The organism is Rhizobium sp. WW22 (assembly GCF_047041135.1).
Classification (GTDB): Bacteria; Pseudomonadota; Alphaproteobacteria; order Rhizobiales; family Rhizobiaceae; genus Rhizobium.
Map to the genome: position 1 here is coordinate 2411403 of NZ_CP178198.1, position 23153 is coordinate 2434555.

General features: G+C 60.5%; 27 protein-coding genes and 1 pseudogene. 19 read left to right on the plus strand and 9 right to left on the minus strand.

The window, feature by feature from the left end:
- Positions 1 to 27 precede the first annotated feature (27 nt).
- Positions 28 to 189, minus strand: coding sequence for a hypothetical protein (locus ACK83U_RS11925; RefSeq protein WP_015341025.1), 162 nt, complete (start codon positions 187 to 189; stop codon positions 28 to 30).
- A 224-nt stretch (positions 190 to 413) separates the two neighbouring features.
- Between ACK83U_RS11925 and ACK83U_RS11930 the strand changes: the two genes are divergently transcribed.
- The 4 genes from ACK83U_RS11930 to ACK83U_RS11945 all read left to right on the plus strand — a co-directional run bounded on the left by ACK83U_RS11930 (position 414) and on the right by ACK83U_RS11945 (position 5022).
- Positions 414 to 1688 (plus strand): MFS transporter, encoded by a 1275-nt coding sequence (locus ACK83U_RS11930; protein ID WP_112335085.1) that lies wholly within the window; start codon positions 414 to 416, stop codon positions 1686 to 1688.
- A 28-nt stretch (positions 1689 to 1716) separates the two neighbouring features.
- Positions 1717 to 1908, plus strand: a complete 192-nt coding sequence (locus tag ACK83U_RS11935) for a DUF1192 domain-containing protein (protein ID WP_112609532.1) — start codon at positions 1717 to 1719, stop codon at positions 1906 to 1908.
- A gap of 384 nt (positions 1909 to 2292) precedes the next feature.
- On the plus strand, positions 2293 to 2808 hold the full coding sequence (locus tag ACK83U_RS11940) for a DUF1465 family protein (RefSeq protein ID WP_112609533.1): 516 nt from the start codon (positions 2293 to 2295) through the stop codon (positions 2806 to 2808).
- A 276-nt stretch (positions 2809 to 3084) separates the two neighbouring features.
- Positions 3085 to 5022 (plus strand): elongation factor G, encoded by a 1938-nt coding sequence (locus ACK83U_RS11945; RefSeq protein ID WP_112609534.1) that lies wholly within the window; start codon positions 3085 to 3087, stop codon positions 5020 to 5022.
- A 74-nt stretch (positions 5023 to 5096) separates the two neighbouring features.
- Here the strand turns inward: ACK83U_RS11945 and rpmE are convergent, their stop codons facing one another.
- A complete protein-coding gene (gene rpmE / locus ACK83U_RS11950) occupies positions 5097 to 5318 on the minus strand; it encodes a 50S ribosomal protein L31 (RefSeq protein WP_015341030.1) in 222 nt (73 codons plus the stop codon).
- 174 nt (positions 5319 to 5492) lie between these two features.
- Here rpmE and ACK83U_RS11955 point away from each other — a divergent pair, with 174 nt between their 5' ends.
- From ACK83U_RS11955 to ACK83U_RS11970, 4 genes are all read left to right on the plus strand, one after another.
- A complete protein-coding gene (locus ACK83U_RS11955) occupies positions 5493 to 7313 on the plus strand; it encodes an ABC transporter transmembrane domain-containing protein (RefSeq protein ID WP_412474851.1) in 1821 nt (606 codons plus the stop codon).
- Positions 7314 to 7414: 101 nt separating this feature from the next.
- A complete protein-coding gene (locus ACK83U_RS11960) occupies positions 7415 to 7603 on the plus strand; it encodes a YegP family protein (protein WP_015341032.1) in 189 nt (62 codons plus the stop codon).
- A 248-nt stretch (positions 7604 to 7851) separates the two neighbouring features.
- Positions 7852 to 8190, plus strand: a complete 339-nt coding sequence (locus tag ACK83U_RS11965) for a YciI family protein (RefSeq protein WP_112335089.1) — start codon at positions 7852 to 7854, stop codon at positions 8188 to 8190.
- 5 nt (positions 8191 to 8195) lie between these two features.
- Positions 8196 to 9443: a DUF6596 domain-containing protein gene (locus ACK83U_RS11970; protein ID WP_112609538.1), complete on the plus strand. Its 1248-nt coding sequence runs from the start codon at positions 8196 to 8198 to the stop codon at positions 9441 to 9443.
- Between the two features lie 4 nt (positions 9444 to 9447).
- On the opposite strand, the gene ACK83U_RS11975 is transcribed toward ACK83U_RS11970, so the two are convergent.
- The 5 genes and pseudogenes from ACK83U_RS11975 to ACK83U_RS11995 form a co-directional block, all read right to left on the minus strand.
- Positions 9448 to 10479, minus strand: coding sequence for a peptidoglycan -binding protein (locus ACK83U_RS11975; protein WP_112335091.1), 1032 nt, complete (start codon positions 10477 to 10479; stop codon positions 9448 to 9450).
- Between the two features lie 3 nt (positions 10480 to 10482).
- Positions 10483 to 11526: a hypothetical protein gene (locus ACK83U_RS11980; protein WP_041677656.1), complete on the minus strand. Its 1044-nt coding sequence runs from the start codon at positions 11524 to 11526 to the stop codon at positions 10483 to 10485.
- A 133-nt stretch (positions 11527 to 11659) separates the two neighbouring features.
- Positions 11660 to 12460 (minus strand): inositol monophosphatase family protein, encoded by an 801-nt coding sequence (locus ACK83U_RS11985; protein WP_015341037.1) that lies wholly within the window; start codon positions 12458 to 12460, stop codon positions 11660 to 11662.
- 191 nt (positions 12461 to 12651) lie between these two features.
- A pseudogene (locus ACK83U_RS11990) lies at positions 12652 to 13871 on the minus strand (tetratricopeptide repeat protein).
- A 9-nt stretch (positions 13872 to 13880) separates the two neighbouring features.
- Positions 13881 to 14534, minus strand: a complete 654-nt coding sequence (locus ACK83U_RS11995) for a thiamine phosphate synthase (RefSeq protein WP_112609629.1) — start codon at positions 14532 to 14534, stop codon at positions 13881 to 13883.
- A 222-nt stretch (positions 14535 to 14756) separates the two neighbouring features.
- On the opposite strand from ACK83U_RS11995, the gene ACK83U_RS12000 reads away from it, so the two are divergent.
- Positions 14757 to 15017: an ArsR/SmtB family transcription factor gene (locus tag ACK83U_RS12000; RefSeq protein ID WP_015341040.1), complete on the plus strand. Its 261-nt coding sequence runs from the start codon at positions 14757 to 14759 to the stop codon at positions 15015 to 15017.
- Between the two features lie 349 nt (positions 15018 to 15366).
- On the opposite strand, the gene ACK83U_RS12005 is transcribed toward ACK83U_RS12000, so the two are convergent.
- A complete protein-coding gene (locus ACK83U_RS12005; RefSeq protein ID WP_015341041.1) occupies positions 15367 to 15540 on the minus strand; it encodes a YdcH family protein in 174 nt (57 codons plus the stop codon).
- A gap of 230 nt (positions 15541 to 15770) precedes the next feature.
- On the opposite strand from ACK83U_RS12005, the gene ACK83U_RS12010 reads away from it, so the two are divergent.
- From ACK83U_RS12010 to ACK83U_RS12035, 6 genes are all read left to right on the plus strand, one after another.
- Entirely contained in the window at positions 15771 to 15974 is a 204-nt protein-coding gene (locus ACK83U_RS12010) for a YdcH family protein (protein WP_015341042.1), read from the plus strand.
- Positions 15975 to 15990: 16 nt separating this feature from the next.
- Positions 15991 to 16488, plus strand: a complete 498-nt coding sequence (gene purE / locus ACK83U_RS12015) for a 5-(carboxyamino)imidazole ribonucleotide mutase (protein ID WP_015341043.1) — start codon at positions 15991 to 15993, stop codon at positions 16486 to 16488.
- Entirely contained in the window at positions 16485 to 17543 is a 1059-nt protein-coding gene (locus tag ACK83U_RS12020) for a 5-(carboxyamino)imidazole ribonucleotide synthase (protein WP_112609542.1), read from the plus strand. Before purE ends, ACK83U_RS12020 begins: the two co-directional genes overlap by 4 nt.
- A gap of 151 nt (positions 17544 to 17694) precedes the next feature.
- Positions 17695 to 17820, plus strand: a complete 126-nt coding sequence (ykgO, locus tag ACK83U_RS12025; RefSeq protein ID WP_003582204.1) for a type B 50S ribosomal protein L36 — start codon at positions 17695 to 17697, stop codon at positions 17818 to 17820.
- A 90-nt stretch (positions 17821 to 17910) separates the two neighbouring features.
- Positions 17911 to 18540, plus strand: a complete 630-nt coding sequence (locus tag ACK83U_RS12030) for a hypothetical protein (protein WP_112609544.1) — start codon at positions 17911 to 17913, stop codon at positions 18538 to 18540.
- Positions 18541 to 18640: 100 nt separating this feature from the next.
- Positions 18641 to 19690: an alpha/beta fold hydrolase gene (locus tag ACK83U_RS12035; protein ID WP_112609546.1), complete on the plus strand. Its 1050-nt coding sequence runs from the start codon at positions 18641 to 18643 to the stop codon at positions 19688 to 19690.
- On the opposite strand, the gene ACK83U_RS12040 is transcribed toward ACK83U_RS12035, so the two are convergent.
- Complete coding sequence (locus ACK83U_RS12040) at positions 19669 to 20610, minus strand: LysR substrate-binding domain-containing protein (RefSeq protein ID WP_112609548.1); 942 nt, start codon at positions 20608 to 20610, stop codon at positions 19669 to 19671. The genes ACK83U_RS12035 and ACK83U_RS12040 overlap by 22 nt on opposite strands.
- Before the next feature lie 111 nt (positions 20611 to 20721).
- On the opposite strand from ACK83U_RS12040, the gene ACK83U_RS12045 reads away from it, so the two are divergent.
- The 4 genes from ACK83U_RS12045 to ACK83U_RS12060 all read left to right on the plus strand — a co-directional run bounded on the left by ACK83U_RS12045 (position 20722) and on the right by ACK83U_RS12060 (position 23151).
- On the plus strand, positions 20722 to 21114 hold the full coding sequence (locus ACK83U_RS12045) for a tautomerase family protein (RefSeq protein WP_112609550.1): 393 nt from the start codon (positions 20722 to 20724) through the stop codon (positions 21112 to 21114).
- 5 nt (positions 21115 to 21119) lie between these two features.
- Positions 21120 to 21515: a cupin domain-containing protein gene (locus ACK83U_RS12050; RefSeq protein ID WP_112335099.1), complete on the plus strand. Its 396-nt coding sequence runs from the start codon at positions 21120 to 21122 to the stop codon at positions 21513 to 21515.
- Between the two features lie 3 nt (positions 21516 to 21518).
- Positions 21519 to 22091, plus strand: coding sequence for a DUF4865 family protein (locus ACK83U_RS12055; RefSeq protein ID WP_112609552.1), 573 nt, complete (start codon positions 21519 to 21521; stop codon positions 22089 to 22091).
- A gap of 88 nt (positions 22092 to 22179) precedes the next feature.
- Positions 22180 to 23151 carry a threonine/serine dehydratase gene (locus ACK83U_RS12060; RefSeq protein ID WP_112609553.1) on the plus strand — a complete coding sequence of 324 codons (972 nt, stop codon included), beginning with the start codon at positions 22180 to 22182 and terminating at the stop codon, positions 23149 to 23151.
- The last annotated feature ends 2 nt before the right edge of the window (positions 23152 to 23153 follow it).

The following is a 23153-nucleotide window of genomic DNA, read 5'->3' on the forward strand; positions in this document are numbered from 1 at the left end:
GAAGCCCCGAAATCGGTCTGGAATGCCCTAAAACACCTCGTTGATGACGAGCGCCACCGTCCAGATGGCAAAGGCGAAGAGGGCGATCTTCCAGAAATCAGCCCTGCGCCTCAGGCCCGGCAGCCCCAAAGGCTTGATGATGTGCACTGCCATGGCGAGCAGGAGCAGCACCGCTATGGCTTTTGTCACGCTATTTTTCCCCGTTTATGCAAGAGTGAGAGCAGCCGCGACCAAAAACCGCTGCACGCCTTTCGCGATCATGCTCTAATCGTCATACGACGGACATTTTTCCGCGCCAACAGACTGTTTCTACACGCCGATAGCGGCAATCCGGGACACAATCAATAGCGAATACAGGCAGGGCGCGATCCTGTCTTTCGGCTCCCAAACGGAGCCGCGTGAAGGTGGGGAGCATGAAAAGAAACATATTGCCGGTACTCGCTCTGCTGTTCGGCACGCTGTTCCTGTTTACGGGCAATGGTCTGCACAGCCTACTGCTGCCTGTGCGCGGCACGGCCGAAGGCTATGCGACGACGACGCTCGGCCTGCTGGGCACGACGTGGGCGACGGGCTTCGTGCTCGGTTGCCTGACGGCGCCGAAACTGGTCCGACGTATCGGCCATGTGCGCGCCTTTTCGGGCTTCATCTCCGTCATCGCCATTATCGCGCTTCTGACCGGCATCATCGTCGACCCAATCTGGTGGGTGGCGCTGCGTGCCGTGACCGGCTTCTGCACGGCCGGCACCTCGATGATCATCGAGAGCTGGCTCAACGAACGCGCCACCAATGAAAGCCGTGGCGCGATCTTCTCGCTCTATATCGGCATCACTCTCATCGGCGCCGTCGCCGGCCAGATGATGGTGCCCTTTGCCGATGTCCATACGCCCATCCTCTTCATGGTGTGTGGCATCTGCTATTGTATCGCCATGCTGCCGACCACGCTGTCGACCGCCGCCTCGCCGCAGCCGCTGAAGGCCGTCAGCCTCGATCTGAAGGCGCTCTACCGCAATTCGCCGGTCGCCTCGATCGGTATCCTGCTTGTCGGCATCGCCAATGGCGCATACGGCACGCTCGGCGCCGTCTTCGGCGCCAAGGCCGGCCTTTCGCAAAGCGATATCGCGCTGATGATGAGTTCGACCATCTTTGCCGGCGCCGTCATGCAGCTGCCGGCCGGCCGCCTTTCCGATCGCATCGACCGCCGCTATGTGCTCGCGGGCATGGCGGCGATCGCAGCCCTCGACGGCCTGCTGCTCTTCCTTTTGAAGCCGGGCAGCCCGGCTTTCCTCATCAGCATGGTCGTCATCTATGGCGCCGTCGCCAACACGCTCTATCCGATCGCCGTCGCCCATGCCAACGACTTCGCCGCGCCGGAGGATTTCGTCAAGGTTTCGGGCGGCCTGCTGCTGCTCTACGGCATCGGCACGATCATCGGCCCGACGTTGAGCGGCCCGGTCATGTCCTCCATCGGCCCCTACTCATTGTTCTTCGTCACGGCCATCGCCCATGTGCTGATTACCTCCTATTCGATCTTCCGCAGCCGCATGCGCGCCGCAAAGCCGGCAGGCGATCGCGATGCCTATACGACCATGCCCTCGGCCAACGCACAGATGATCACGCCGGAGAGTATGTCGCTCGCGCGGAGCGAGACTTCAAAAAAGGACGATATAACTGTAAATTACGGCACTTGATCCCTCTTGAAGGGAAGGAGGAGCCGAAATGAGCCTATTCGATGATGATCGTCCCAAGCAGCCGTCCGCCCACGAGATCGGCAGCGACCTGTCGCTACTATCGGAGGACGAGCTGAAAAGCCGCGTCGCATTGCTCCAGGGCGAGATCGCCCGGCTGGAAGAGGAAATCGCCACCAAGACCTCCGGCCGCAAAGCGGCTGATAGCCTTTTCCGCTTCTGAGACATCGTTCCAAGATGCATCGCCGCAGCACAAAATTTGGGCGGCGCAGTCCTGGATCAAGACATGGTCAACTGAATATTAAGCTTTACGACATATTACTAGGACCATCCAGATTCGCTCTGGACTCAGACAGTTCCTCCACTTGGCGAATTGGTCTGATTTTTCTCCCTGTTTTACCTTGAGAGCCGCTTTTGCGGCTCTTCTTTTTTGTCCTGTATCACGGACCTTGCCGAAACTGTGGAGATTAACCCTTTCTTAAGAATCGCCTTGCGAATTTCAGTTAAAACAACCATCTTAAAGTCATAAAAGCGGATGCCGAAAGCTCTTAGGGACTTGACCGGCCTTTCCTGAACAAAAGTGTTGCGTGAAGCAGGGATTTATTCGATGTCGGAACTTGGATTGAACACGATCAGCTTTGCTGGCCACGCCGCATCGTCGGCGCAGTTCAGGGCGCTCTATTCTGAAGGCATGTCGCTGGTCGAAGAAACTGCCGGCTATCTCGACGGCCAGGGCCGCGTCGCTTCCAAGGTTCTGCCGCGCATGGCCTCCGTACTCTACGCCGCCGAATCTATGCGGCTGACGACCCGTCTTATGCAGATGGCCTCCTGGCTGCTGCTCCAGCGCGCCGTCAACAACGGCGAAATGTCGCGCGATCAGGTGCTGGCCGAAAAGAACAAGGTCCGCCTCGACGGCTTCAACGTCGACCGCACGGCACCCGGCTGGAATGACCTGCCGGAATCCTTCCGCGATCTCGTCGAGCGTTCGCTGCGCCTGCAGAACCGCGTCGCCATCCTCGACCGCGAAATCTATCGTCCGACGGAAGCGGCCATCGTTCCGGACAACCAGAACAGCGTCAAGGCACAGCTGACCCTGCTGCAGACCGCATTCGGCGGCAACTAAGCCCTACCATCGACTATGAATTCGAACCGGTCGCGCACTGCGCGGCCGGTTTTGTTTTGAGCAGTTATTCATCTTTCCGAAAAGCCGTGCGCGGGGAGCTAAACCGCAAGTGGCAAGCGGGCAAAGCTTGACGATCTCAGCGGAACCTTTGTAAAAAGAGAGTGCCTGCCTCTCTCAAGGGGTGGGCGAGCCGATATCGAATGTGCGTGGAGGACCCAATGCGCCGACTCACTTCTCACGAAAATCAAATCCGAAATTCTGAGAAGATGATGAACCATGCGCACATTGAATCTGGGCATCCTCGCCCATGTAGACGCGGGCAAGACCAGCCTCACGGAGCGACTCCTTTTTGATACCGGCATAATCGACAAGCTCGGCAGCGTCGACGCCGGCAGCACGCAGACAGATAGCCTCGAACTCGAAAGACAGCGCGGCATCACCATTGCCGCCGCGGTGGTCTCGTTCACCGTCGGTGACGTCACGGTGAACCTCATCGATACGCCGGGACATCCGGACTTCATTGCCGAGATCGAACGGGTGCTGCAACTGCTCGATGCGGCCGTGGTCGTCGTTTCGGCAGTCGAGGGCGTGCAATCGCAGACCCGCGTGCTCGTCAGGGCATTGCGCCGCCTCAGCATCCCTTTCATCTTCCTCATCAACAAGGTCGACCGCCTGGGCGCGCGCTATGATGAGGTGCTTGAGGATATTGCGAGCCAGCTGGCGGTTCGCCCCATTGCGATGTCGATCGTCCATGATGCCGGCAGCAGGCTCGCCACGGTGGAAACCGCCGATCTCGGAAGAGATCCGCATTTCTCGCGCGTCTGCGAAGCCCTTTCAGTCAACGACGAGCTCTTCCTGGAAGATTATGTTCTAGCTCCCGAGCGCCTGACACGGCAGAGGCTGGAGCAAGCCCTTGTCGATCAGGTAGGGAAGTCTCTGGTTCATCCGGCATTCGCCGGCGCGGCGACACGGGGCCTCGGCATCCCTACCCTGATTTCGGCGGTCCAGACTTTGCTGCCCAGCCGTCAGCCGAACCATGACGGTCCGGTTTCCGGGACGATCTTCAAGATCGAACGCGGATGGGGTGGCGAGAAGCTCGCCTATCTCTATCTGGCGTCTGGCACGGTCGGCCTTCGCGACGATATCGAAACCACGAACGGCCCGGCAAAGATCAGCAGCCTCCAGCTCTTCCGGGATGGCAAGGCGGACAAGGTCGCGCAGATCAGCGCCGGACAGATCGCCAAGGTCGGCGGTCTTTCGAACGCCCGTATCGGCGATTGGATCGGCACCGAAAGCCGGCCAGGCACGCTTCGCCACTTCGCGCCGCCCACTTTGGAAACCCGCATCCGCCCGATGCGCCCTTCGGAAAATGCAGCGCTCTGGCTAGCTCTGGCGCAACTTGCAGAACAGGATCCGCTCATCAACCTGCGCTCCAACGAGGAAACCGGCGAGATATACGTCTCACTCTATGGCGAAGTGCAGAAGGAGGTCATCCAGGCAACGCTCTCCACGGAATTCGGCTTGGATATAGCTTTCGAGGAAAGCACCGTCATCTATGTCGAAAGGCTGGCTGGAACGGGAAGCGCGGTTGAGCACATATTCAAGGAGCCCAATCCGTTTCTCGCAACAGTCGGCTTGCGCGTCGAGCCGCGACCGGAAGGCGCCGGCAACAGCTTTGCCCTGGAGGTGGATGTCGGCCAGATGCCCGCAAGCTTCTACCGGGCGGTCGAGGAAGCCACGTTCGAGACGCTGAAGGAAGGTCTTTTCGGCTGGCAGATCATCGACTGCCATGTCGCCATGACGGCGGCCCGACAGACTTCGCCGGCGAGCACGGCGGTGGATTTCCGCAAACTGACGCCATTGGTGCTTGCATCAGCGCTTTCATCGGCACAAACGATCCTCTGCGAACCCATCGAGCATTTTCACGTCGAGATACCGGCAACGGCTTTGGCTGGTGTGCACAGCCTGCTCGCAAAATCCGGCGCATCGATGAGAAAATCGCTGATCGACGAGGGACTGGCTCGGCTGGAAGGCACGGTGGCATCATCGATGATCCAGGCGCTCCAAAGGCAATTGCCGGGATTATCGGGCGGAGCCGGAGTCCTCGAGCACGCCTTCGATCACTATGCGCCACTATCGGGTGCGCACCGTGCACGGGAGCGCGCAGCCGTAAATCCGTTCGACCGTGCCGATTACCTGCGGCGTGTGCGATGAGGAACGAGGCTCCGTATCAACGCAAAAAAGCCCGGCAAAACCGGGCTCTTTTCAAGCGGCAAATCGCAATGCGATTAGATGCCGAGACCGCCGAAGCGCTTGTTGAACTTCGAAACACGGCCGGCACGGTCCATCAGCTGCTGGTTGCCGCCGGTCCAAGCCGGATGGGACTTGGAATCGATTTCGAGGTTCATGACAGCGCCTTCAGAACCCCAGGTCGAGCGGGTTTCATATTCGGTACCGTCGGTCATGACTACCTTGATGGTGTGATAGTCGGGATGAATGTTGGCCTTCATAACAATCTTCCTGTCATGCCAGGGTCCATTTGTCGCAAGGCATTGCGGCAACCGAACCGATTGAATAAATGAAGCCGCAGTCCGTTAAAGGCCACGGCTTCCAATTAAGATGGCGTGCCTATACATGAAGGCAGCGGCGATAACAAGGGGCGAAACGCCGAGTCCCTTGCTGATATGGGGATTGGAGACGACTTGTCAGAAACTGGCCAGGCTGAGGAAAAGAAAAACCGTTCAATCCGTCCTCTCGGACGACTGACGCCATACCTCAGGCGATATCGAGGCATGGTGGCCGGGGCAATCATATCGCTCGTCATCGCTGCCGTTACCTCGCTTGCTTTGCCAGTCGCCGTCCGCCGCATGATCGATCACGGCTTCGATCAAGCCGACCGCGCTCTGATCGACAGTTATTTCGTAGCGATCATGATCATGGCGCTGCTGCTCGCGGCTGCGAGCGCGCTGCGCTATTATTTCGTCATCTCCATCGGCGAACGCATCGTCTCCGACATGCGCCGCGAGGTCTTTGACCACGTGACGCGGCTGTCGCCCTCCTTCTTCGATGTCAATCAGTCCGGCGAGATCGTCTCGCGGCTGACGGCCGATACCACGCAGATCAAGTCCGCAGTCGGCGCCACGGCCTCCGTCGCGCTGCGCAACCTGATCCTCTGTCTTGGCGCCGTGATCATGATGATCGTCACCAGCCCGAAACTCTCCAGCATCGTCCTGATCGCGATCCCGATCATCGTCCTGCCGCTGGTCAGTTTCGGCCGTTCCGTACGCAAGCGCTCGCGGGCCGCGCAGGAGACACTAGCGCAGGCGTCGGCCTATGCCAACGAGACCATCGCGGCCAACCGCACCATCCAGGCCTATAATGGCGAGAACGCCGCCGCTCAGCGCTATGGCAGCGCCGTCGAGGATGCCTATCAGGCGGCGCGCGCGGCGATCAAATCCCGTTCGCTGCTGACGGGCTTCGCCATCGCCATGGTTTTCGGCAGCATCGTCGCGGTTCTCTGGGTCGGTGCGCAGAATGTTCTCGCCGGCACGATGTCGGCCGGCACGCTCGGCCAGTTCCTGCTCTATTCCGTCATCGCCGGCTCCTCGCTCGGCTCGCTGTCGGAAGTCTGGGGCGAGCTCTCCCAGGCCGCAGGTGCTGCCGATCGCCTGGGCGAGCTCCTTGCAGAAGTCTCACCCATTGCCGCCCCGGCCAATCCCCTGCCCTTGCCACAGCCGCCGCAGGGCCGAGTGGAATTTTCTGACGTCCATTTCTCTTATCCGTCACGACCGAACAGATCGGCACTGCACGGGCTCTCCTTCTCCGTGAAGCCGGGGGAGACGGTCGCGATCGTCGGCGCATCGGGTGCCGGCAAGAGCACCATCTTTTCGCTGCTGCTGCGCTTCTACGATCCGCAGAAGGGCCGGGTTGCCCTGGATGGTGTCGATGCACGCGACGTGCTGCCGGATGCGCTGCGCGAACGCATCGCCATCGTCCCTCAGGATACGACGATCTTCGCCGCCTCCATTCATGACAATATCGCCTTCGGCCGCCCGGGCGCGTCGCGCGACGAAGTGCGCGCCGCCGCGATTGCCGCGCAGGCGGACGAATTCATTTCGCGCCTCGAAATGGGCTATGATACGCAGGTCGGCGAGCGCGGCGTCACCCTTTCCGGCGGCCAGCGCCAACGTGTCGCCGTCGCCCGCGCCATCTTGAAGAACGCGCCTATCCTGCTGCTCGATGAAGCGACCTCTGCGCTCGATGCCGAAAGCGAGACCCTTGTTCAGAAGGCGCTGGAGGGCTTGATGGAGGCGCGCACGACCCTCGTCATCGCCCATCGCCTGGCGACCGTGCTCAAGGCCGACCGCATTCTGGTGCTGGATCAGGGCCGCATCGTCGAGGAAGGTACGCACCAGAGCCTGATCCGTCACGGCGGCATCTACGCCAAGCTTGCGCGCCTGCAATTCGATGCCGGCATCGAGGACCACATGCTCGTCGCGAAATAGCGGGCAAGTCGTCTCAAATACAACCTTGTGGAAATAGTTTCAAAGTTGAGCTAGATTTTCAGCGTTATCCCGCGCTGACGCGATTCTAGGAGACGTGCACCATGTATAAATTTGAAGTCTACAAGGACAAGGCCGGCGAGTTTCGCTTCCGCTTCAAGGCCTCGAACGGCGAAACCATGTTCGGTTCGGAAGGCTATAAGGCGAAGGCCTCGGCCCTGCATGCTATTGAATCGATCAAGGCTCACGTTGGCGGCGCCGTCATCGACGACCAGACCACCGCCACCGCATAATTTTCGCGTCACGCACTTGCTGCAAAGCCATTAACGGCCGGCTGCCCTTTGGGCATGCCGGTCGTTTTGATTTTTCTGCGGCGAATTTCAAGAAATCTTTTCGCGAGTGTCGAATTCACTTGGGCCCGCGACTCATTATGTCGAAGCGGCAGGAAGCCGTTTTGCCAGCGGTGTTGTATATTCCGGCATTCAGCTTTCGGGGTACGCCGTACGGCCATCGTCAAAACTGCAAATGGGAGACCCATCTCATGCAATATGCTTTGATCATCCGTGAATCAGCCGAGGATTTTGGGCGTCGCGCCGATCCGACCTATAAGAACGGCTGGATCGCCTACACCCAGGCGCTTGTCCAGGCCGGCATCATGACGGGAGGCGCGGGATTGACGGCGCCGGAGACGGCAACGGTTGTCCGTCGCCAGGGCGAGGACCATGAAGTAAAGGACGGTCCCTTCCCTGAAGGTAAGGAGCAGCTTGGCGGCTTCTACCTGATCGATGTGCCGGATCTCGATGCCGCGCTGGAATGGGCGCTGCGCGTACCGATCTCCCAGCAAGGTTCGGTCGAGATACGGCCGCGATTGCAGATGTAGCCATCATGGAGTTGGATGCCGGACGCGCCGCCGAGCAAACGGCGCGTCAATCCTATGGCAAGCTGATCGCCTTTCTCGCCGCGCGCTTCCGCGACGTGCCGGCGGCCGAGGATGCTTTGTCGGATGCGATCGCGGCAGCGTTGAACACCTGGCCGGAACGCGGCATTCCCGACAATCCGGAGGCCTGGCTGCTGGTTGCAGCCAAGCGTAACCTCCTTCGCCGTGTCAGGCACGAGAACGTCAGGGCCGGAGCGCGCGACAGGATCATGATGGCCTTCGAAGAAGCGGAAGAACGCATGAATGCCGACAATTCCACCTTTCCGGATGAGCGCCTGAAGCTCCTCTTCGTCTGCGCCCATCCGGCTCTGGATCGCTCGGCTCACACCCCGCTGATGCTGCAATCCGTGCTGGCCGTCGATGCCGCAACCATAGCCAAGGCCTTCCTCGTTTCGCCGCAAGCCATGAGCCAGCGGCTGGTACGGGCAAAAATCAAGATCCGCGACGCACATATTCCCTTCATCGTTCCGGAGCGGTCCGCACTGCCGGACCGATTGGAAAGCGTGCTCTCGGCGATATATGCCGCCTATGGCCTCGGCTGGGACGGTGTCGACGGAGAGATCGGCAAGCAAAGATCTTTAGCGGATGAAGCCATCTGGCTCGGCCGCACGCTGCTTGCGACCCTGCCCGAGGAACCGGAGGCGGCAGGCTTGTTGTCGCTGATGCTCTACAGCCAATCCCGTCATAAAGCGCGACGCAACGCGAATGGACGATATGTCCCTCTCGACCAGCAGGACATGGCCCTTTGGGACGTCGAAATGATCGCGGAAGCCGACAATCTATTACGAAAGACGGGTGCATTCGGGCGCTTCGGCCCGTTCCAGTGTCAGGCCGCGATCCAGTCCGTGCATGCCGACCGGCGACGCTCGGGCATCACTGACTGGGCAGCTCTGGCCAAGCTTTATCAGGCGCTCGTTATGATGAAACCGACCGTCGGCGCCCGCGTCAGCTATGCCGCGGTGACGGGCAAAGTGGAAGGTCCTGCTGCGGGATTGGCTCTCCTTGACCGGATAGCCGAGCGCGAAATCGTCAACTATCAGCCCTATTGGGCCGTGCGCGCCCACCTGCTGACCGAAGCCGAAGATGAAGAAAACGCCTCCCACGCATACCGCACCGCGATCGGCCTCAGCGACAGCGAAGCCGTGCGGCAATTCCTGCAGGCACGCCTCGATGGCATCGCATCGCCGAAGCGATGATCGATTACTTCTCCGTCAGTTTCAGTTCGATGCGGCGGTTGGTGGCGCGAGCATCCGGCGTATCGCCCGGTGCAATCGGCTGGAATTCGCCGAAGCCGGCAGCGACGAGCCTGTCGGCGGGCACACCCTGCGAGATCAGAAACTTGACGACTGCGATAGCGCGCGCCGATGACAGCGCCCAGTTGTCCGGATAGCGGCCATTGCCCGAAAGCGGCACATTATCGGTGTGGCCATCGACGCGCAGTACCCAATTGATCTCGGGCGGAATTTCCTTGGAAAGGTCGATGAGAGCTGTGGCAAGCTTGGTCATCTCCGCCTGGCCCGCCGGATTGAGATCGGCAGCGCCGGACGGGAAAAGCACCTCGGACTGGAACACGAAGCGGTCGCCGACGATGCGGATATTATCCCGATCCGAAAGGATTTCGCGCAAGCGGCCGAAGAAGTCGGAACGATACCGGTTCAGTTCCTGTACGCGCTGTGCCAGCGCCACGTTCAGCCGCCGGCCGAGATCGGCAATCTTCACCTGCGATGACTGATCCTTGGCTTCTGATGCCTGAAGGGCAGCTTCGATAGCGGCGATCTGGTTGCGCAGGGCGGCAATCTGCTGATTGAGGAGATCGACCTGGCTCATCGCCCGTGCGCTCACCTGCTTCTGATCGTCAAGCTCCTGCGAAAGCGATCCAGCCCGCTTTTCCGCAGCCTGGCTGCTGCCGGAGCCTGCTGCGAGAAGGTCTTGCAGCCGCGAGCGCTCAGTCTCCGCCGAGGATAGCGATGCCTGAAGATTGGCGACAGCATCCTCCAGATCCTGTTTGCCGCTTTTTTCCAGTGCCAGCTGCTGCACCAGATCGTTGATGCGGCTGTTGAGGCGATTGAGCACTTCGTCGCGCCCGGAAATTTCGCGGCTGAGGATGAATTGGCCAACGACGAATACCGTCAGCAGGAACATGATCGCCATGAGCAGCGTGGACAGCGCATCGACGAAGCCGGGCCAATAGTCGACGCTTCTCTGGTGGCGTCGGTTGCGGGCGAGCGCCATGGCTTACTTGCTCCCGGTCTTCTCGGTATGGCTGATCCGGTCGGCGAGGCGGTCGAGCGTGCGGCGCATCGATTTCGCCTCTTCCTGCTGGGCCTCGATCCAGTCGCGCAGCATCTGCTGCTCGTTACGCATGTTCTTGACCAGGCCCTGAATGCCTTCGGCGAGGTTCGCCATCGCGGTCACCGAGCGTTGACCACCGCCCTCCTCGGCGATCTTGCGCAGATAGTCGGAAAGCGCACGCACATCCTCCGAGGAGGCGCCGGCGGCATTTTCGATGACCGGCGTGATATCGGAACCGACATCTGTGACCGAGGAAAGCCAGTTCTCGAGCTCGGTGTAGAAACGGTTCTGAGCACGGCCAGCCTGGAGATCGAGGAAGCCGAGGATCAGTGAGCCGGAAAGGCCGAGCAGCGAGGAGGAGAAGGCCGTGCCCATACCCACAAGCGGGCCGGAAAGCCCCGATTTCAAGGCGCTCAGAATGTCACCTGAGTCGCCGGTGCCCGCGTCGAGGCCCTGGATGACGTCATTGATCGAGCCGATCGTACCGATCAGACCCCAGAATGTGCCGAGCAGGCCGAGAAAGACGAGGAGGCCGATAAGATAGCGTGAGGTGTCCCGCGATTCGTCGAGCCGCGTGGCGATCGAGTCGAGGATCGAGCGCAGCGTCGCCGTGGAAAGCTGCATCGCACGGCGATTGCCGAGCAGCGCCCGCATCGGCGCCAGCAGCCGCGGGTTGCGACCGACCTTATCCGCATTGCCGACTGCGCGGAAGTGATTGAACCAGCGAACCTCAGGTCTCAGCATCAGCACATGGTTGAATACCAGCAGAATGCCGACGACCAGCACACCGACGATCAGGCCGTTGAGGCCGGGATTGTGCAGGAACGCGACCTGGGCCTGACGGAAAAGGATAGCCACGATAAAGCCGACGATGACGAGGAAAAGCACCATCGTCCAGAAAAAGGCCATCGGGCTCGAGAGCTTATAGGCGTAACTGCCCGACACATTGTCGGTCGATCCCAGATCCGCCAATTTCACATTTTCCATTGCACGCTCCGCCACCGCATTTTCCGCAGGCGAGACTAGAGCAACATTGTGCCGAATTGAAGAGACGGAAAGCACAAAACAGCCCGTTGGCAACAGACCGTTTTATCCCTCGAAAAGGCGAATGGGGGATGACTTATTTCGTCGGGACCGGCCGCTTGACAACTTCGGCGAGCGCCTTCTGTATATGCTCGTTGCCGCAAATGATCGATTTCGTTGCGAACATCTCGGTACCGCCATGGAAATCCGATACGAAGCCGCCGGCTTCGCGGATCAGCAGAATGCCGGCTGCGATATCCCAGGAAGACAGGCCGGTTTCCCAGAAGCCGTCGAAGCGACCCGCGGCCACATAGGCAAGATCGAGCGATGCGGAACCGAGACGGCGAACACCGGCGACCTCGCCCATGACATGGCGCAGCTCGACGAGGAACTTGCCGTGATTGCCGCGGCCAAGATGCGGAACGCCGCAGCCGATGACGCTGTCCGACAGTACGCGGCGCGAAGCCACGCGCAGGCGGCGGTCATTGAGGAATGCGCCACCACCGCGCTCGGTCGTATAGAGTTCGTCGGTGGCCGGATTGAAGATGACGCCGGCAACGATCTCGTCGTTGCGCTCAAGCGCGATCGAGACCGCAAACAGCGGAATGCCGTGCAGGAAATTGGTGGTGCCGTCGAGCGGATCGACGATCCAGCGATGGGCGCCATCCGTGCCCTTGACCTCTTCGCCTTCCTCGCCGAGGAAACCGTAGGTCGGGCGGGCCTTCAACAGCTCGTCGCGGATGATCTTCTGCGCCTTCAGGTCCGCCTGGCTGACGAAATCGCCCGGTCCCTTCACCGACACCTGCAGGTTCTGCACTTCGCCGAAATCGCGGCTGAGCGACTTGCCTGCCTTGAGGGCAGCCTGAACCATGACATTGAGAAGAGCAGAACGGGCCATCGGGGTTCCTTGGATAATGCAGAAAGCGCTGACCGGGCCCGAAAGCAGGCACCGACGGAGCAGGAGCGTCAGCGGAAATAAAGATTGGCGGCCTCAAGACCATAAAATCGCGGGAATTTCAAGTGGTGAGGCTGTGGCAGACGCAAACTGACCTCAGATCAGCTCCGCCAAGGCTCAATCCGACACCTTTATTATCGCGCGCGCCGATACTTGTTGGCTGCGTCGATGGCCGCCTTCTGCTGGTAGTCCTCGATCCCTTGATAGAAATCCTCAAGCTCGGGGTCTTTCAGGCCGGCACGACGCGAATGACATACCAGGTGGCTGCAGCCACCGGATCCTGCTTCGTGCCGATGGCGTTGATATAAAGATGCGCCAATTTGTTTTGCGCGACGACGTTGCCGCGATAGGCTGCGACCCGCATCCAGTTAAAGCCGTTTTCGAGGTCCTGCGCGCCGCCGGTGCCGTTGATCAGCCAGATGCCCATGTCGAGCTGTGCAGTATCGAAGCCTGCATTGGCTGCACGCGACAGCCACTCGCGTGCGCGCGCCTTCTTTTCCGGCGGCAGATCGGGAAGGTTCAGATAGAGCTGCGAAACGGCATACTGCGCGTCGGCAATGCCCTGCTGCGCAGACTTTTCATAATAGGGAAGCGCCATCTGCAGACCCTTCGGGCCTGGATTTTCGGCCGTCAGCATCTGGGCGACATTGAATTCCGCCGAAGGCTGACCCGCATCGGCCGCCTTCTTCATCCATTCATCGGCCGCCTTCTGATCGCGGGGCACTTCGCGGCCCTCCATCAGGATCAGCGCGTATTTGAACATCGCCGTGGGATCACCGCCCTCGGCCGCCTTGCTGTACCAGAAGGCGGCGTCCTTCGTATCGCGCTTCACGCCCAGGCCCTGTGCCATCAGCTCCGCGATCAAGGTCTGTGCGGCCGGATCGCCGAGCTGCGCCCGCGGCAATGCTTTCTGAAAAGCGGTCAGGTAATAGCCGCGTTGGAAGGCACCATAGGCATCATCCACCTTGCCGGTGAAAGGCTTTTCCGGCGGCAGGTCCGGCAAATTTGCCCCCATGCGCTCGAAAACGCCAACGCCCTGGGATGGCTTGATGTCGCTATCGGCTTTCGGCTCTGCGCCCGGCTGAATCTTTTCAGTCTTGAAAGTGCCGGCATCGGCGCCCAGGGGCCGGGTCATGACATTATCGTTGTGCTGCGGTGCATCCGGCACGGTTGTGTCGTCATCGGATTGCGCATTGTCTTCCGGTCGCGCGCCCTTCTCCGCCGGCTGCGAAACACCCGGCAGGGACGTATTGTCATTGCCGGATTGCGCCGCGGCCAGCAACGGGAATGCTGCAAGCCCGGCTGCCAGCACGGCAAGGAAGGATCGATGGCGGAATCGAGGCGCTGACGACATGAATCGCTATCAATCCTCAAACCGTGGCGCTTTTTCGTCCAGAAGCGCGTTCACTTCCGCGACGATCGAGGCGGCAGCTGCAGGATCGGCAAAGACCGCCTTGTGCAGCGCCACGAACTCGGCGCCGGTGAGCGCCACCTCCAGCGCCGACTTCGGATCGGTGCCGCCCATGACGATACAGGGGATTTCGATCATCGAAGCCCACCATTCGCCGAGCGCCAGATTTTTTGGATGCGCCTCGGGCTTGATGTCGCCATCGAGCTTGCCGAAGAAGATATAGTCCGGCCTGAGTTCGCCGACCTCCAGTGCGCTGTGCCTATCGGCCGCGCTGCCGCCACCGACGATCAGCTTCGGCACGAATTTTTCGACGGCTTCCGTAAGCTCGGTAATATTGCCGGCAATGTGCAGCCCGTCGGCCTTGGCACGCCCTGCCACGCGGCTGTCACCGGCGACGAGCGCTGCCGCACCTGCGGCCTGAATGACCGGCACGAGCTTTTCGGCATGTTTCTGGAAGGTACCGTCATCAAGACCATATTGAGGAATGATCACCGAAGCGACGTCCCCACCCCTCAGGGCATCGGCCACTGCCGTCGCCCGCTGCTCGATATCGGCAATGTCGGGAACGATGAGTACGAGGCGGCAACGATCTTCGGGCACGGTCATGCGAGCTTCCATGGTTTCGGCCTCCATCGTCAGCGATGGCGCACCGGTTCGATAATCGTGAGTAAATCCGTTAGCTCTCTCTGACAAGGGGCAGCGGCCGAAACGGGCAGTTCGCGATGAAGGACATCGGGCACGCCACCTCCGCGAGCGGCCATTCGTACAATATATCATGCAGCGCACAATTAACTTGCCGCCCTTTGGTGTTTGACGTAGCTTTCCGCCATGTCGACCATGGACCCTTTCGCAGCCATCGCGGACCCGAACCGGCGTCATCTGCTGGAGGAATTGCGCCGCGCACCCAAGACGGTCAACGAACTGGCGCAGGGCCTGCCGATCAGCCGCCCAGCCGTTTCGCAGCATCTCAAGGCTTTGCTCGACAGCAACCTCGTTTCCGTCACCAATGAAGGCACGAAGCGCATTTATGCGGTCAACAGCCGCGGCTTCGACAAGTTGAATCTATGGCTGGATCAATTCTGGTCCTGAAACGGCTTTTCCGCTTTCATTATACTTGGAAATTTGCGGAATTTGGTAGCTGATAGCGTCAGCTATGACGACGCGCAAAGCGGCTCTTCCAGTTAAGTCCGCGATCGAAACGACATGACCTCCGGATGAGCGAGTGCCACGACCACAACGAGCCGAGAGTCGCCAACGACGGCATTTGTTGCATAAGATGGGGAAATTGCGCCAACCCCTACCTTCGACACTACGAAGCTGGCGCATCCGTTTTTGACGGAAATGCTCATCGATCCTGACTGGGAATTTGCCTCAAGACCTTTCGATCTGCCTCTTTTGCCCCAAGATCGATGGCTTTTTTGAACTTTGGAACGTTGCCTCAGTGAACGGAGGAACGCAGACGCTGGATTTCGTCCTTGACGCGCAGTTTCCTGCGTTTGATGTCGGCTATTTCCGTATCATTGCTAGAGGGAGATGAGATTGCCGCATGCAGCGCCTCCTCGAGCGCGACATGTTTCTTTTCGAGCGATTCAAGATGTGCTTGAACAGTCATATGACCCTTCCTTCCTCTGAAGAGCCCTGACCATCCATTCGCCAAGGCTCTAGGTGTCAACCTTCTTACTGTGCCATAAGATCGAGCCTTTGTCGAAGGCGAAAACGTGGCCTATAGGCGGCAAATTCGTGAAGAAGGATAACTTCCCGTTATCGTCATTTGGTGATAGGAGCTTGCGGAATTCAGGAGGCGGAACGAATGCGATTCCGCGATATGCTGGGGAAATGAACATGGCCGATCAGGAACAGGCGGAAATCAGGCTGATCGTGGCGCGGCTGCGCCAGGAACACGAGGATTATGATGCCGCAATCAATGCCATGATCGAGACGGGCTGCGATGCCCTTCGTATCCAGCGCATGAAAAAGAAGAAGCTCGTCATCAAGGACAAGCTGACCAAGCTGGAAGACCAGATCATCCCCGACATCATCGCCTGAGGAGCACAACGCAACGATGCTGACCGAAAGACCGCCTGTCGCCATCATCATGGGAAGCCAGTCTGACTGGGAGACCATGAAGAATGCTGCGGACACCCTGGAAGCGCTTGAGATTACCTATGATGCGCGCATCATTTCCGCGCATCGTACGCCGGACAGGCTGGTGAGCTTCGCCAAGGGCGCGAGGGATGAGGGTTTCAAGGTCATTATCGCGGGCGCCGGCGGCGCGGCGCATCTGCCGGGCATGGCGGCTTCTATGACGCCTCTTCCGGTCTTCGGCGTGCCGGTTCAGTCACGCGCGCTCTCCGGTCAGGACAGCCTTCTTTCGATCGTGCAGATGCCGGCCGGCATTCCCGTCGGCACGCTCGCGATCGGAAAGGCCGGCGCGGTCAATGCCGCCCTTCTTGCTGCCGCCGTCCTGGCGCTCGGCGACGAAGAGATTGCCGACCGGCTCGACGAATGGCGCGCGCGCCAGAGCGCCGCCGTTGCCGAATATCCGATGGACGACCTATGAACGCGAAGACGATTGGTATCATCGGCGGCGGCCAGCTCGGCCGCATGCTGGCCATGGCGGCTGCGCGCCTGAATTTTCGCACCGTCATCCTCGAGCCCCAGGCCGATTGTCCGGCGGCCCATGTTGCCAACGAACAGATCACAGCCGCCTATGACGATGCGGCCGCCCTTGCCGAGCTGGCGAAGCGCTGCGATGTCGTGACCTATGAGTTCGAAAACGTGCCCGTAACCGCCGCCGAGGATCTTGCCTTGCAGGTAACGGTCTATCCGCCGCCCAAGGCGCTTGAAATGGCGCAGGACCGGCTGACCGAAAAGAGCTTCATCAACGGCTGCGGCATTCCGACGGCACGCTTCCATGCCGTCGACAGCCAGGACGACCTCGAAAAGGCGCTAGCGGATTTCGGCGGTCAGGGCGTGCTGAAGACGCGCCGCCTCGGCTATGACGGCAAAGGCCAGCGCGTCTATCGCTCCGCCGCCGACAGCCCCGAAGGCGGCTATGCGGCCTTGGGCAGCGTTCCGTTGATTCTGGAGAGCTTCGTATCCTTCGAGCGCGAGGTTTCCATCATCGCCGCCCGCGGCAGCGACGGAAAAGTCGCCTGCTACGATCCGGCAGAGAACGTCCATCGCAACGGCATTCTCCACACCTCCACGCTGCCGGCGAGCATTTCGCAAGAGACGGCGAACGCCGCTCGCGATGCTGCGGAGAAGATATTGACGGCGCTCGGCTATGTCGGCGTCATCGGCATCGAGTTCTTCGTGCTTGCCGATGGCAGTCTGATCGCCAATGAAATGGCGCCGCGCGTCCACAATTCCGGTCATTGGACGGAGGCCGCCTGCGTCATCTCGCAATTCGAGCAGCATATCCGCGCCGTCGCCGGCCTGCCGCTCGGAAATCCTCAGCGCCACTCGGACTGCGTCATGACGAATCTGATCGGCGACGACATCCTGGCACTGCCGGAATGGCTGCGCCTTGACGACACGCTAGTGCATCTCTATGGCAAGACCGAAGCCCGGCCGGGCCGCAAGATGGGGCACGTTACACAGCTTCTGCGCTGAGATCAGCGGGAAAAAGCCCTGACATGGTTGACAGCGCACGGCCGACAGGGTATTTGCTCCCCACCCTAAAGAGCGCGCCCTGAGCGCGCTTTTGATTGTTAAAGACCCGGGCGAATGTGACATTCCCCCTCAGAGATCGCGGATCAGAAAAATGAAGATCAAGAATTCGCTCAAGTCGCTCAAGGCGCGCCACCGTGACAACCGTCTCGTCCGCCGCAAGGGCCGTATCTACATCATCAACAAGCTGAACCCACGCTACAAGGCTCGTCAGGGCTGATACAGCGCGCGGCTCCGGTCCCATGGATCGAGCCTCAGTTTTGGTTGATCGCATCAAATTTGTTTTGATCTTCGACATTGGCGGGCTACTATGCCCGCCATGCGCGTTTTTGCTTTGTCATATCTAGCCCTGCCGATTCTGTTTGCTCTGACTGCCTCTGCATCCCATGCGGCGCCGGCTGATGAACCAAACCCTGTGGAAAAGCAGAATCAGGGCAATTCCTCCGGCACCCTGTCGCCCAAGCAGCAGCTCGACAATCTGTTCACGACGCTGAAGCGACAGCGCGATCCCGACCAGGCAAGCTTGATTGCGGACCAGATCAATGCCCAGTTCGCCGATTCCGGCAGCGCCACTATCAATCTCCTGATGCAATGGGCCGACAAGGCCATTCAGGACAAGCGCAATGCCGCCGCGATGGATTATCTCGATCAGGTGATCTCGCTGAAGCCCGACTATGTCGAAGGCTGGAACCGCCGCGCCACGCTCAATTTCGCGATCGGCGACTATCGCAAGTCGATGGAAGACATCAATCAGGTGCTGCGCATCGAGCCGCGCCATTTCGGAGCGCTGGCCGGTATGGCGGCGATGCTGACCGAACGCGGCAACGATGCTCTCGCCCTCAAGGCCTGGCAGCGCTTTCTCGAAGTCTATCCTGCGAATCGATCGGCCCAGGAGGAAGCGGACAAGCTCTCGGAAAAGATCGCCGGCAGCCGCACCTGATTTTCCGCCGCGGTTTCCCGGCGGAAATCGCATTTGGAGGGATGAAAAGCCGCCAATATCACGCTAGATTAGCGTCTCAAGATATTTGATCCGTGCCGCAATGATCGATTCTTTCCTCGTCGCCATTGTCTTGCTTCTTATCGCCGCCGCGGGCTTTTCCGCCTACAAGACCCGCGCCATCGAGCAAGCCTATCCCAATATTGGCGAACTTACCGATATTGGCGGCTACGGCCTCAACGCGGTCCATTTGCCGCGCCCGTCAACGGCTGATCTGCCGGCTCTGGTCTTTATCCATGGGGCCAGCGGCAATCTGCGCGACCAGTTCGAGGCCTTTGCGGCACCTTTATCTGGCCGCGCCGAAATGCTGTTCGTCGACCGCCCCGGTCACGGCTATTCCGAACGCGGGCCGGCCGAAAACGCGGTGCCCTCGGGCCAAGCCGATGCGATCGCGAAGCTGATGGACAAGCGCGGCATCAAGAGTGCCATCATCGTCGGTCACTCCTTCGGTGGTGCGATCGCAGCCGCCTTCGGCATGCGGCACCCCGAAAAGACGGAGGGGCTGCTCTTTCTCGCGCCGGCGACTCACCCCTGGCCTGGTGGCGTCGACTGGTATTATACACTTGCCGCCACGCCCGTTTTCGGCTGGCTCTTCACTCAGCTTTTCGTCATTCCGATCGGCTTGCGCCGAGTCGAAAATGGCACGCTCAGCATCTTTCGCCCTAACGAACGGCCGGCGGATTATATAATCAAGACGGCGCCGGAACTGGTGCTACGGCCGCAGACCTTCCGCAACAATGCGATCGATGTGGTCAATCTCTTTGCCTATGTCTCTGCCCATTCCCCGCGCTATAGCGAGATCAAAGCACCCACGGTCATCATCACCGGCGACAGTGACGATATCGTGCTCGAAGAATTGCATTCGCGTGGACTTGCCCGGGATATCGCGGGCGCCGAACTCGTCACCATCCGCAATCTCGGCCACAAGCCAGATTATGTCACGACGGATGTCGCAATCGCCGCCATGGAACGGCTGGCAGGCCAGCCGCGTGACCTGTATGAGTTGGCTGCACAGGCGGAAATCCGCATCAGCGACCTCGGCAGCGAACTTTCCACGCGACAGCCCTCTTCTCAGGCCATGACGACATCCTGACCAGACGCATCCTCGAATATGCGGCTCTGCGGCACCGCCTCGATGGTCTGCCGCACCGCCTGCAGCATGATCGATGCCAAGCGCTCCGTCGCCGGGCTCCCCTCCGCCTCGGCACGATGAAGCACGAGATCGAGCGTCGGCAAAGCCGGCAAGCCCACCTCTCCCGGCGTCAATTGCCGTACCTTTGGCGGCAGCCCGAGCGGCGTGCGCAGTGTCAGGCCAAGACCTGCCGCCGTTGCTGCCCAAAGGCCCCCGAGACTCGGGCTGACGAAAGATATCCGCCAGCCGACGCCGGCGCGATCGAGCGTCTTTGTGGCGATGTTGCGCAGCAAACAAGGCGCCTCAAGCGAGGCGAGCGGCATGGCTTCGCCGCCATCGGCGTGCCATTGCATGTCGCCACTGGCCGGGCCGACCCAGCAGAGCGGGACTTCAGCTATACGGTCCGTATAAGCCGTGCGGAAACCGTCGCTCCAGGCAAGCGCCAGATCGAGCTTGCCTGACGTCACCCGCTCCACAAGTTCCGCGTTGCGCACGACACGCGCCTCGATACGCACCTTGGGATGTGCACGGGCGAAGCGGCCCAATACGTCCGGCAGCAGCGTCTCGCCGAAATCCTCTTGCAGCCCCAGGCGCACCCAGCCTTCAAGCTCGGTCCCATGTAGTGCCGTGGCCGCCTCGTCGTTCAGATCCAGCAGCCGCCGTGCATAGCCAAGCATCGTCTCGCCAGCCTCCGTCAGCGCCAGTCCCCGGCCCGCCTTGCGGAAGATCGGCGTGCCCGCCTGCTCCTCCAGCTTTTTCAGCTGGGCACTGATCGCCGAGGTGGAACGCCCGAGCCGGTCTGCCGCCTTGGCATAGCTGCCGAGATCCATGCCGGTGACGAAGCTGCGCAGCACATCGAGATCGAAGATGATCTTTCGCATGGATAACCATCCATATTTTTGGGACTATATGTCCATAATTATCTGATTTTCAGGATGATTATCCACTGGCATTCTATGCTCGTCAAGTGACACGGAAACAGGAGCAATCCCATGCCATTCACCCGCATCACCCTTCTGCGCGGCAAGTCGCCTGAATATCTCAAGGCGCTTTCGGATAATTTCCACCGCGCTCTGGTCGAAGCCTTCGAGGTGCCGCCCACCGATCGCTTCCAGTCCATTCATCAGCTGGAGCCGCATGAGCTCATGTTCGATCGCACCTATTTCGCCAGCACTCCGCGTTCGGACAATTACGTCTTCTTCGACGTCACCATCGGCAAGCCGCGCAGCACCGAGGTCAAGCAAGCCTTCTATCGCCGTGTCGCCGAACTGCTTGCCGATGCACCAGGCGTTCGCCCCGAGGACATCATGATCACTATCACGACTGCGACGCGCGAGGATTGGTCCTTCTCCGATGGTCGCGCGCAAATGATCGAACAGGTCTGAGAGCCATGCCGCAGACCACATCGACCCAATCGCCGACCATACATCGCGCCGGCACGAATATGCGCGCATCGCCCGAGGGCATCGCCACGGCCTCCTTCCTGGTGGAGTCGCTCGTGGAGAATGCCGAAAACGGCGGTCTCACCGCCATGCGCTGCGCACTCGAGCCCGGCGTGATGACGCGTTGGCATACGCATCCGCATGGGCAGATCCTCTATGTTCTGTCCGGCGTCGGACTTGCCGAACGCTTCGGCGGCCCGGCCGAGGAACTGCGCGCCGGCGACTGCATCAGCTTCGCGCCGAACGAACGCCATCGCCACGGTGCGGCGCCGGAAAATGCCTTTTCCTATATCAGCATCCAGGCGGCGCAAGATGGAAGCGCCGTAACCTGGCTGGAGGAATGACCGATGATCGCCATGCAATATAACTTCCCCCTACCCGCGGATTACGACATGGCGATCATCGATCGCCGCATCCGGGAAAAAGGCCCCTTGCTCGACAATCTCCCGGGCCTGAAGTTCAAGGCCTACCTGACGGCGAGAAAGGGCGATGCCGTCACAGGGAGCCGACAGAACTTCTACTCGCCCTTCTATGTCTGGCAGCAGGAAGAAGGACTGAGCGACTTCGTCTCTGGCCCAGGCTTCTCAGCCCTGACCGAGAACTTCGGCCGCCCTCAGGTCGATACCTCGATCGCATGGCACACCGAGACATCTGCGGATATTCGCAGCGCCAAGTTCGCAACGCGCGAGGTGGTCGCGATTGACGCCGAAACATCGCTTGCCGAACTCCGCGCAAACGAGACTGAGGCTGCGGCGCAGGCCCTATCGAACGGCGAAGCACTCGCCTCGCTCGTCGCCTTCGAACCGACGCACTGGACATTGGTGCGCTTCCGTCTGCTGGCCGAGCCGCCGAAAGACCCGGGTCTATCCGGGGTCCAAGCCTACAATGTCGGACATCTCTCGTTGCCCGGCATCACCTGAAGTGTCACGGAGACAATCTCCTTGTTTTAAAGGACAGGCGGGCGCTTTATGGATGGAAAGTCTTTCTGAATCCGAAGAGTGATCCCCCATGGTCGATATCGCAATGATCGAAGCCGCCCGCACTCGCCTCGGCGGTCGGGCGCGCCGCACTCCGCTGCTCTCCTCGCCCTTTCTCGATGAGATCGCCGGGCGCCGTCTGTTCGTGAAGGCGGAATGCCTGCAGCATTCCGGTTCCTTCAAGTTCCGCGGCGGCTGGTCTGCCGTCTCTGCGCTGGAGCCGACCGTGCGCGCCAAAGGTGTCATCGCGTTTTCCTCCGGCAACCACGCGCAGGGTGTGGCGCTGGCGGCAAAGCTGCACGGCGTCCCCGCCGTCATCATCATGCCGACGGACGCGCCGAAGCTGAAGATCGACAATACCCGCGCCTTCGGCGCGGAGGTCGTGCTCTATGATCGCGTGAAGGAAGATCGCGACGAGATCGGCGCGCGCATTTCCAGGGAGCGAGGCCTGACGCTCATCAGGCCCTTCGACGAGCCGCAGGTCATCGCCGGCCAGGGAACGACGGGGCTGGAGATCGCAGAGCAGGCTGCCGAAGAAGGCATCGAAACCGCCGACGTGCTGATCCCCTGTGGCGGCGGTGGCCTGACCTCGGGGATCGCTCTAGCACTGGAATCCCGCGCTCCGGGCCTGAAGGCGCGTCCATGCGAGCCCGAAAATTTCGATGATACCACCCGTTCACTCGCCTCGGGCAAGATCGAGCGCAACGCCGCGCTGCAAGGCTCGATCTGCGACGCCATCATCACGCCGCAGCCGGGCAACATTACTTTTCCGATCCTGAAGCGCCTTTGCGGCCCCGGCCTCGTCGTGACGGATGAAGAGGCGCAAAAAGCCATGGCGCTCGCCTTCACCCGCCTGAAGATCGTCGTGGAACCAGGCGGCGCCGTCGCGCTTGCAGCAGCGCTTTTCCACGGCAAGGGCATCGACGGTGATACGGTGATCGCCGTCACTTCAGGCGGCAATGTCGACCAGGAAGTCTTCGAGGCGGCGCTGAGCCGCCACTAAAC

What these genes read in the sequence shown, in the direction of transcription:
- ACK83U_RS11970 (WP_112609538.1), top strand. Translation starts at nt 8,196, where the DNA reads ATGGAGTTGGATGCCGGACGCGCCGCCGAGCAAACGGCGCGTCAATCC.
- ACK83U_RS11960 (WP_015341032.1), top strand. Translation starts at nt 7,415, where the DNA reads ATGTATAAATTTGAAGTCTACAAGGACAAGGCCGGCGAGTTTCGCTTC.
- ACK83U_RS12060 (WP_112609553.1), top strand. Translation starts at nt 22,180, where the DNA reads ATGGTCGATATCGCAATGATCGAAGCCGCCCGCACTCGCCTCGGCGGT.
- rpmE (WP_015341030.1), bottom strand. Translation starts at nt 5,318, where the DNA reads ATGAAGGCCAACATTCATCCCGACTATCACACCATCAAGGTAGTCATG.
- ACK83U_RS12010 (WP_015341042.1), top strand. Translation starts at nt 15,771, where the DNA reads ATGGCCGATCAGGAACAGGCGGAAATCAGGCTGATCGTGGCGCGGCTG.
- ACK83U_RS11975 (WP_112335091.1), bottom strand. Translation starts at nt 10,479, where the DNA reads ATGGCGCTCGCCCGCAACCGACGCCACCAGAGAAGCGTCGACTATTGG.
- ACK83U_RS11940 (WP_112609533.1), top strand. Translation starts at nt 2,293, where the DNA reads ATGTCGGAACTTGGATTGAACACGATCAGCTTTGCTGGCCACGCCGCA.
- ACK83U_RS12020 (WP_112609542.1), top strand. Translation starts at nt 16,485, where the DNA reads ATGAACGCGAAGACGATTGGTATCATCGGCGGCGGCCAGCTCGGCCGC.
- ACK83U_RS12050 (WP_112335099.1), top strand. Translation starts at nt 21,120, where the DNA reads ATGCCGCAGACCACATCGACCCAATCGCCGACCATACATCGCGCCGGC.
- ykgO (WP_003582204.1), top strand. Translation starts at nt 17,695, where the DNA reads ATGAAGATCAAGAATTCGCTCAAGTCGCTCAAGGCGCGCCACCGTGAC.
- ACK83U_RS11980 (WP_041677656.1), bottom strand. Translation starts at nt 11,526, where the DNA reads ATGGAAAATGTGAAATTGGCGGATCTGGGATCGACCGACAATGTGTCG.
- ACK83U_RS12035 (WP_112609546.1), top strand. Translation starts at nt 18,641, where the DNA reads ATGATCGATTCTTTCCTCGTCGCCATTGTCTTGCTTCTTATCGCCGCC.
- ACK83U_RS12040 (WP_112609548.1), bottom strand. Translation starts at nt 20,610, where the DNA reads ATGCGAAAGATCATCTTCGATCTCGATGTGCTGCGCAGCTTCGTCACC.
- ACK83U_RS11965 (WP_112335089.1), top strand. Translation starts at nt 7,852, where the DNA reads ATGCAATATGCTTTGATCATCCGTGAATCAGCCGAGGATTTTGGGCGT.
- ACK83U_RS12005 (WP_015341041.1), bottom strand. Translation starts at nt 15,540, where the DNA reads ATGACTGTTCAAGCACATCTTGAATCGCTCGAAAAGAAACATGTCGCG.
- ACK83U_RS12045 (WP_112609550.1), top strand. Translation starts at nt 20,722, where the DNA reads ATGCCATTCACCCGCATCACCCTTCTGCGCGGCAAGTCGCCTGAATAT.
- ACK83U_RS12030 (WP_112609544.1), top strand. Translation starts at nt 17,911, where the DNA reads ATGCCCGCCATGCGCGTTTTTGCTTTGTCATATCTAGCCCTGCCGATT.
- ACK83U_RS12000 (WP_015341040.1), top strand. Translation starts at nt 14,757, where the DNA reads ATGTCGACCATGGACCCTTTCGCAGCCATCGCGGACCCGAACCGGCGT.
- ACK83U_RS11945 (WP_112609534.1), top strand. Translation starts at nt 3,085, where the DNA reads ATGCGCACATTGAATCTGGGCATCCTCGCCCATGTAGACGCGGGCAAG.
- ACK83U_RS11935 (WP_112609532.1), top strand. Translation starts at nt 1,717, where the DNA reads ATGAGCCTATTCGATGATGATCGTCCCAAGCAGCCGTCCGCCCACGAG.
- ACK83U_RS11955 (WP_412474851.1), top strand. Translation starts at nt 5,493, where the DNA reads ATGGGGATTGGAGACGACTTGTCAGAAACTGGCCAGGCTGAGGAAAAG.
- ACK83U_RS12055 (WP_112609552.1), top strand. Translation starts at nt 21,519, where the DNA reads ATGATCGCCATGCAATATAACTTCCCCCTACCCGCGGATTACGACATG.
- purE (WP_015341043.1), top strand. Translation starts at nt 15,991, where the DNA reads ATGCTGACCGAAAGACCGCCTGTCGCCATCATCATGGGAAGCCAGTCT.
- ACK83U_RS11985 (WP_015341037.1), bottom strand. Translation starts at nt 12,460, where the DNA reads ATGGCCCGTTCTGCTCTTCTCAATGTCATGGTTCAGGCTGCCCTCAAG.
- ACK83U_RS11930 (WP_112335085.1), top strand. Translation starts at nt 414, where the DNA reads ATGAAAAGAAACATATTGCCGGTACTCGCTCTGCTGTTCGGCACGCTG.
- ACK83U_RS11995 (WP_112609629.1), bottom strand. Translation starts at nt 14,534, where the DNA reads ATGACCGTGCCCGAAGATCGTTGCCGCCTCGTACTCATCGTTCCCGAC.